8 protein-coding genes are annotated in these 6,635 nt (G+C 73.1%); 1 reads left to right on the top strand and 7 read right to left on the bottom strand.

Annotation, left to right across the window (positions count from 1 at the left end):
* Nucleotides 1-64 precede the first annotated feature (64 nt).
* From K6I34_RS28500 to K6I34_RS28480, 5 genes are all read right to left on the bottom strand, one after another.
* Nucleotides 65-1,747 (bottom strand): class I adenylate-forming enzyme family protein, encoded by a 1,683-nt coding sequence (locus K6I34_RS28500; RefSeq protein WP_229330166.1) that lies wholly within the window; start codon nt 1,745-1,747, stop codon nt 65-67.
* 4 nt (nt 1,748-1,751) lie between these two features.
* Nucleotides 1,752-2,048 carry an acyl carrier protein gene (locus tag K6I34_RS38430; RefSeq protein WP_229330164.1) on the bottom strand — a complete coding sequence of 99 codons (297 nt, stop codon included), beginning with the start codon at nt 2,046-2,048 and terminating at the stop codon, nt 1,752-1,754.
* A 20-nt stretch (nt 2,049-2,068) separates the two neighbouring features.
* On the bottom strand, nt 2,069-2,980 hold the full coding sequence (locus K6I34_RS28490) for an RsmD family RNA methyltransferase (protein WP_229330163.1): 912 nt from the start codon (nt 2,978-2,980) through the stop codon (nt 2,069-2,071).
* 92 nt (nt 2,981-3,072) lie between these two features.
* Nucleotides 3,073-3,828, bottom strand: coding sequence for a hypothetical protein (locus K6I34_RS28485; protein ID WP_229330161.1), 756 nt, complete (start codon nt 3,826-3,828; stop codon nt 3,073-3,075).
* A 98-nt stretch (nt 3,829-3,926) separates the two neighbouring features.
* A complete protein-coding gene (locus tag K6I34_RS28480; RefSeq protein ID WP_229330159.1) occupies nt 3,927-5,048 on the bottom strand; it encodes an alkene reductase in 1,122 nt (373 codons plus the stop codon).
* Between the two features lie 71 nt (nt 5,049-5,119).
* Between K6I34_RS28480 and K6I34_RS28475 the strand changes: the two genes are divergently transcribed.
* Nucleotides 5,120-5,512: a MerR family transcriptional regulator gene (locus K6I34_RS28475; RefSeq protein WP_229330158.1), complete on the top strand. Its 393-nt coding sequence runs from the start codon at nt 5,120-5,122 to the stop codon at nt 5,510-5,512.
* Between the two features lie 60 nt (nt 5,513-5,572).
* On the opposite strand, the gene K6I34_RS28470 is transcribed toward K6I34_RS28475, so the two are convergent.
* Nucleotides 5,573-5,926 carry a zinc ribbon domain-containing protein YjdM gene (locus tag K6I34_RS28470; protein ID WP_229330156.1) on the bottom strand — a complete coding sequence of 118 codons (354 nt, stop codon included), beginning with the start codon at nt 5,924-5,926 and terminating at the stop codon, nt 5,573-5,575.
* Between the two features lie 62 nt (nt 5,927-5,988).
* A partial coding sequence (locus tag K6I34_RS28465; protein ID WP_229330154.1) for an alpha/beta hydrolase occupies nt 5,989-6,635 on the bottom strand: 647 nt, incomplete at its 5' end.

Genomic DNA, 6,635 nt, shown 5'->3' with positions numbered 1-6,635 from the left:
CTCTCCAGCAGCGCGTGGCGGAGCGCGACATGGCGGTCTCCGGGGCTCTCCCGGTAGGTGCCCTTCACCGGGCCGCGCCGGGCGTGAAGTGTTCGGGCGCGAAGCGTTCGGCGAGCTCCGCCCGGCGGAGCTTGCCGGTCGCGGTCCTGGGCACGTGGTCCACGGCGTGCCAGTGGGTGGGCAGCGCGGCCGGGGGCAGCAGTGCGGCCAGCCCGGCCCTGATCGCGGGCAGGACGGCGGCTGGTGCGGCGACCACGGCGACCAGTTGTTCGCCCCACTGCGGGTGGGGGACGGAGAAGCAGGCCGCGTCGGTCACCGGCCCGGTGACGAGGAGTGCCCGTTCGACCTCTTCGAGGGACACGCTCTCGCCGCGCACCTTGGCGACGTTCTTGGCCCGGCCCGTGAGGTAGTAGTAGCGGCGCCCGTCCGGCCCGGTCGCCCAGTGGCCGAGGTCGCCGCTGTGGAACCAGCCCCCGGCGAACGCCTCGGAGGTCAGGTCGGGGCGGCCCGCGTAGCCCGTCATCACGTTGTGGCCGCGCATCCTGATCTCTCCGGTCCGGCCCTCGCCCAGGACGGTTCCGTCGGGGGCGAACACCTCGACCTCGTTCCCGTGCAGGGCCACGCCGACCGAGGGGATGTCCGCGTCGAGTGCGACGGCGCGGTAGGTCTCGTCCGTGACGTCCGGGGGCACCGTCGTCGAGAAGTTCGTGGTCTCGGACAGCCCGTAGCCCTGGAGGACGCGTATCCCCCAGGTCCCCCAGGTGTCCGTGAACCGGCGCAGCAGGCCCTGGCCGAGCGGTGCGGCGGCCGACACGAAGGAGCGGAGGCCGTCCGGCGGACGCCGGCCGCGGCCGGTGGCGAGCAGCATCTCCAGCACCGGCGGCACCACACTGGCGAGGTGCGGCCGGTGGGCGTCGAGGAGATCCCGGTAGCCGAAGGGGGACAGCTCCTGCGGCAGGACGACGTGCGCTCCCGCGAGGGCGGGGGCCATGAGGGTGAAGTGCACGCCGTTGACGTGGTGGAGCGGCAGCCCGCCCATGAGGACGGTGTTCCCGTCGAGCCGGTGGTGGCGGCGTACGGCCTCGGCGTTGCTGCTCACCGCGCGGCGCGGCTGGGCCACGAGCTTGCTCGCGGCGGTCGAGCCCGAGGTGCCGAACACGAACGCCGTCCGGTCGGCGGGCACGGCCCCGTCGCCCGGCAGCCCGGGCGCGGCGGCCGCCGGAAGGGCGTACCCCGGCGGCGGGCCGTCGTCCCCCAGGACCAGTCCGCCGGGTCCGGTGCCCTGCGGGGGGACGGAGGCGTGGGTGAACCGCCGCGCGTGCGGGGGCGCGTACGGCGAGCACAGGACGGCTCCGACGGGGTGGGCGCCGAGCACGGTGGCCAGCCGCCGTGCCGGGTCGGAGGGGTTGAGGAACAGACAGGGCGTCCCGGCCCGCAGCGCGGCGAAGACCGCCACGACGGAGGGGATGTCGTTGCCGGGGAGAAGTGCCACGGCCGAGCCGGGCCGGAGCCGGGCGGTCAGGAGGGCCGCCAGGCGGCGGCTGTGGTGTTCGAGTTCGCGGTAGGTCAGCGTCCGGTGGCCGCCGCCTGCCGGGCACCATGTCAGGTACGGCCGGTCGGGAGCGTGCCGGGCGTGGTGCAGCAGCGCGGTGGTGATGCTCCGGCCGTCGGGTGGCGCGACCGGGGCGCCGTGGGGCAGGTAGTCGTGCACGCCGGTGGAGTCAGCCAAAGAGGGCGAAGGAGTCATCCGGTCACTCCGGCCGGTCGGGCGGCAGGCCGAGCCGGTCCGCCACGAGGGTGTGCAGTGCCCCGAGCGAGCGGAAGTTCTCGCGCACCACGTCGTCCGAGGCCAGCTCGATGCCGAACTCCTCCTCGACCATGACCAGGAGGCGTACGACGGCGAGCGAGCCGAGCCCGTCGAGAAAGGCGTCGGGATCCCGGCCCGGGAGCGGCAGAGCGTCCTGTTCGCTCTCCGCCAGCGAGCGCACCAGCCCGGCCACGCGCCGCGCCACCGCGGCCCGTTCGCCCTTCCCCAGGTACGCGTTCACGGTGTGCTCCGCTTCCGGCGTCAGTGCCGACGCCCGTCGACCGGCAGGGAGTCGGGGTCGTCCTCGGCGACGACGAACGCGCTGCCGAACTTCTCCGCCGCGTTGTGCCGCACGGTGACGGCTCCGGGCGCGTCGCCCCGGGGGCCGATGTGCATGACACAGTGCGCGAGCGTCATGCCCGGACCGTACGCCGTCTCCAGGCCGTCGCGCCACCGGCGGATGCCGTCCCGTTCCCGGGGGTGCTGGAGCTCGTACGCCTCGACGTACCGGGCGAAGGCGACGGGCCGGTTCTGGAGCGGGGTGAACTCGACGGGCCGGTCCGGCACATGGGTGCGCACGCTGCGGGCGGCGAGCGGCACGCCGTCCCGGATCAGCTGGTAGAGGATGGCCAGCGCCTCGCCCTCGGGCCGCAGCAGCGCGGGGAGCCGGGCCAGGAGCACGTCCAGCAGGGTGTTGCCGTCCGGTCCGCCGTTGGAGTTGAGCGTGCCGGTGACGCAGTCGGGGGTCGGCAGGAACGGCGGGTTGGCGAGGATCAGGTCGTACGGTTCGGCGGCGGTGAAGTCGCGGAGGTCACCGGTGAAGGACCGTGCCGCCTGCGGGGAGAAACCGTTGGCGGCGGCCGTGGCACGGTGGAACCGCTGGGCCCGGGGGTTGATGTCCAGGAGGTCGGCGCGGCGCGCGCCGAGGGCGAGTGCCATGAAACCGAACGCGCCCGAGCCCGCGAACGGTTCGAACACCAGCTTGCCCGCCGCCCTGGACGGGTTCCGCATGAGGTAGTTGAGCAGGGTCCCCTGGAGCCGGGTGAGCGGCAGGATGCGCAGGCGGTCCTTCTTCCACGACACCTCGGCCGTCACGGTGAGCCCGTTGGCGAAGGTGTGGACGACGATCTCGCCCTCGCGGCGGTCGCGCAGTCCCGTCAGGTCGTCGGCCATCGGCCCGGTGCCTTTCGTAGAGCCCGGGCGGTTCTGTGCCCGGCGGCCGCCGGGCACAGAACCGCGCACTGCCGTGCCACATGTGGTGTGGCCTAGGGGATGACGCGGTTCCGCAGGTTGTTCGGGTAGGGGCCTTCGCCGTGGATCCTCAGCTCGGTGGCCACGTCGAAGCTGTAGAACGGGTGCGACGTGAAGTAGCTGTCCAGGTTGGTGCCGCCGAAGCAGATGATGTCCGCTCCGCCCGCCGACCGGGGGCCGTTGCAGAGGGTCAGCGTCGGGTACTTGAACCCGTCGAGGGGGCGGAAGCCGACGCCGCCGGGGCCGGGTATGGGCAGGTGCCCGATGAGCCCGCCGGGGTCGCCTCCCCAGTTCGATTCCCAGGGCTGCCGACGGCCGTCGGAGAACAGGATGCCCTGGATGTTCCGCCCGGGCGGCTCGGTCTCCAGGACGGTGCCCGCGACGAGGGCGCCGAGGCTGAATCCGACGATGTACACCTTGGTGTTGAGGTCGCAGCCATAGGTGACGTAGAGGTTGTAGAGCGCCGTCCTGAGGTTGGCGACACCGGCGTCGACATCGGTGTACAGGTTGATGTCGGTGACGCTGTTGGGGTACGGGATGCGTACGGGGTTGGCCCCCTCGGGAGCACGGGCCGGGTCCAGGAGCTGCTGGGCCCCGCCGTCCTGCCACCCCGGCACCACGAACATGACCGGCCCGCAGGGCTGGGCACGTCGCGCGGGAGCGGCCTGGGCCGTACCGGCCGTCCCCATGAACACACTGGCGACACCGACGATCGACAGAACGAGGGACAGGGTCCATCTCCACCGCGGCGGGCGGAAGCGTCTCGTCACGCCTTCTCCTCTCCGTGCCTCGGCCCCCGTGGGGCCCGAGGCGTCAGGACACGGGCGGGATCGATGGTCGCGGCCCGGGCGACCGGCGACCAGGTGAACTACCGGCCATTTACAACGAGTTGCCGGTCGAGCGTGGGGTAGTCGGTGTAGCCGGTCTCCCCGCCCACGTACATCGAGTACTCCTCCCGCACATGGTTGAGCGGGGCGTCGAGGCGCAGCCGTTCGACGAGGTCGGGGTTGGCGATGAAGCCGCGGCCCAGCGAGATGAGATCGGCTCCCGCTGCCAGCAGCTCCTCACCGGCGCTCCATACGCCGTCGGCGGGCAGTGCCGCCGTGCCGCGCGGACCGGGGTTGGCCATCAGCACGCCGGACCAGCCGCGCCGGATCTCGTGGTACAGGGGCAGGCCGGGGTCGGCGAATTCGAGGTGCAGGTAGGCGAGGCCGACGTCCCCGACGGCGTCGAGCAGGGCGGGATAGATGCGGTGGGTGTCGCCCTCCTCGATGCCGTTCACGGTGTGCCCGGGGGAGATCCGCAGGCCCACCCGCCCGGGGCCGACGGCGTCGGCCACGGCGCGCACCACCTCGTCGACGAACCGGATCCGGTGGGACACCGGCCCGCCGTAGGCGTCGGTCCTGCGGTTGGTGTTCCCGGCCAGGAACTGGTGGAGGAGCTGGCCGTTGGCGGCGTGCACCTCGACTCCGGCGAAGCCCGCCGCGAGGGCGTTGCGGGCGGCGCGGGCGAAGTCGGCGACGGTCGACCGTATGTCGGCCGCGGTCATCTCGCGGGGCACCACCGAGGGCCTGCGCCCGGCCCGGGTGTGGATCGTCTCGGGGAGCGGCACGGGCGACGGGGCGACGGGCACCAGCCCGCTGTTGTCCGGGTGGCCGACGCGGCCGCCGTGCTGCAGTTGCAGGAACATCCGGCCGTCCGCCGCGTGCACGGCGTCGGTGACCTGTCGCCATCCGGCCACGTGCTCGGGGCGGTGGATGGCGGGGATGTCGGGGTAGGTCTGGCCCACGGCGTTCGGCGTGGTGGCCTCGGCGACGATCAGCCCGGCGGAGGCGCGCTGCGCGTAGTAGGTGGCCATGATGGGGTGCGGCACCCCGTCGGCTCCGGCCCGGTTCCTGGTCAGCGGCGCCATGACCAGGCGGTTCGGCAGGCGGAGGGGGCCGAGGTCGAAGGGCTCGAAGAGGCGGCTGGCGGTGGCTGCGTTCGTCATGGCCGTACCGTAGAAGCTGACACGGATGTCAGATTCAAGTCCGCCGGGCACGGCGGGGTCGGGGGGAACGCATGCGTATCGGGGAACTCGCCGAGCGGACGGGCGTGAGCGAACGCTCGCTGCGCTACTACGAGAAGCAGGGCCTGCTGACCGCCGAGCGCACTCCCGGGGGTCACCGGGAGTTCGGCGAGTGGGCGGTCGACCGGGTCATCCGCGTGCAGGCGCTGCTCGCCGCCGGTCTGAACAGTACGAAGATCGGGCAGCTGCTGCCCTGCATGCGGGACGTGGACGGCGGCCCGTCCGAGCGGGCCACCGGCCGGCTGGTCACCGAGCCCACCGAGGAGCGGCGGCGTATCGAGGGGCTGATCGCCGACCTGGTCCGCTCGCGGGAGGTCCTGGACGAGGCGATCGCGACGGCATCGGAGAAGACAGCGGCGGGAGCGGGGGCGGGCACCCGGCCCTGACACGTCCGCGCGGGACGTGTGCGTGTACGGGCACGGGTGCCGGGCTCCCGGCGGCGCGGGTCAGGCCTTCTTGACCACGCTGGACTTGAGCTGCATGGAGCCGAAGCCGTCGATCTTGCAGTCGATGTCGTGGCCGTCGACACCGTCGACGAGGCGGATGTTGCGGACCTTGGTGCCCGCCTTGATACCGCTGGGGCTGCCCTTGACCTTCAGGGCCTTGACCACGGTGACGGTGTCGCCGTCGGCGAGCACGTTGCCGACCGCGTCCTTGATCACCTTCTCTCCCGGGGCGGCCTCGGCCTCTGCGGTCGCGGGCGACCACTCATGGCCGCACTCCGGGCAGACCAGGAGCGTGCCCATCTCGTACGTGTACGTGCCGGAGCACTCAGGACAGGGGGGAAGGTTCTCGTTCACCCCACCATTCTAATTCCGGCCACCCTCCGGTCCGACCTCGGCATCGTCACGGACGGTGACCGTCAGGGCGCTCCGCCGAGCCGTCGGCCGAGTTCGGCGAAGAGTTCGCCGGTGGCGGCGTCGGCCGCGGCGGAGACGGGGAACAGGTTCAGGAAGCCGTGGACGAGCCTGTCGTAGGTGCGGACGAACACCTCGACCCCCGCCGCCTCGAGCGCCTCGGCGTAGGCGAGGCCCTCGTCGCGCAGCGGATCGTACCGGGCCATGCCGATGACCGCCGGAGCGAGCCCGGCGAACGTCTCCGCGCGCAGCGGGGAGACCTGGGGGCTGCGCCGGACGGCGGGGTCGTCCCCGGCGTAGAGGTACTGGACGTCCTCGATGTTCTCGGCGGTGAGCACGTACCCGGTGGCGTTCTCCGTGCGCGAGGGGAAGTCCCCGTCGAAGTCGGTCGCCGGGTAGGCCAGGAGCTGGGCGGCCAGCGGGCGGCCCTCGTCCCGGAAGGCCTGGGCGACCACGGCGGCGAGGTTGCCGCCCGCGCTGTCCCCCGCCACGGCCAGGCCGTCGCGCCGGGCCCCGTACGCGTCGATGTGGTCGGCGACGTGGCGCGTCACGGCCAGGCAGTCCTCGTACGGGGCGGGAAAGGGGTGCTCGGGGGCCCGCCGGTAGTGCACGGCGACCACGAACGCGCCGACGTCGCGGCACAGGCGCCGCG

Origin of the sequence: Streptomyces sp. UNOC14_S4, from assembly GCF_020740835.1 — a bacterium.
GTDB lineage: Bacteria > Actinomycetota > Actinomycetes > Streptomycetales > Streptomycetaceae > Streptomyces.
Note: the sequence above shows the minus strand (reverse complement) of the source record. Positions and strands in the feature narration are given on the sequence as shown.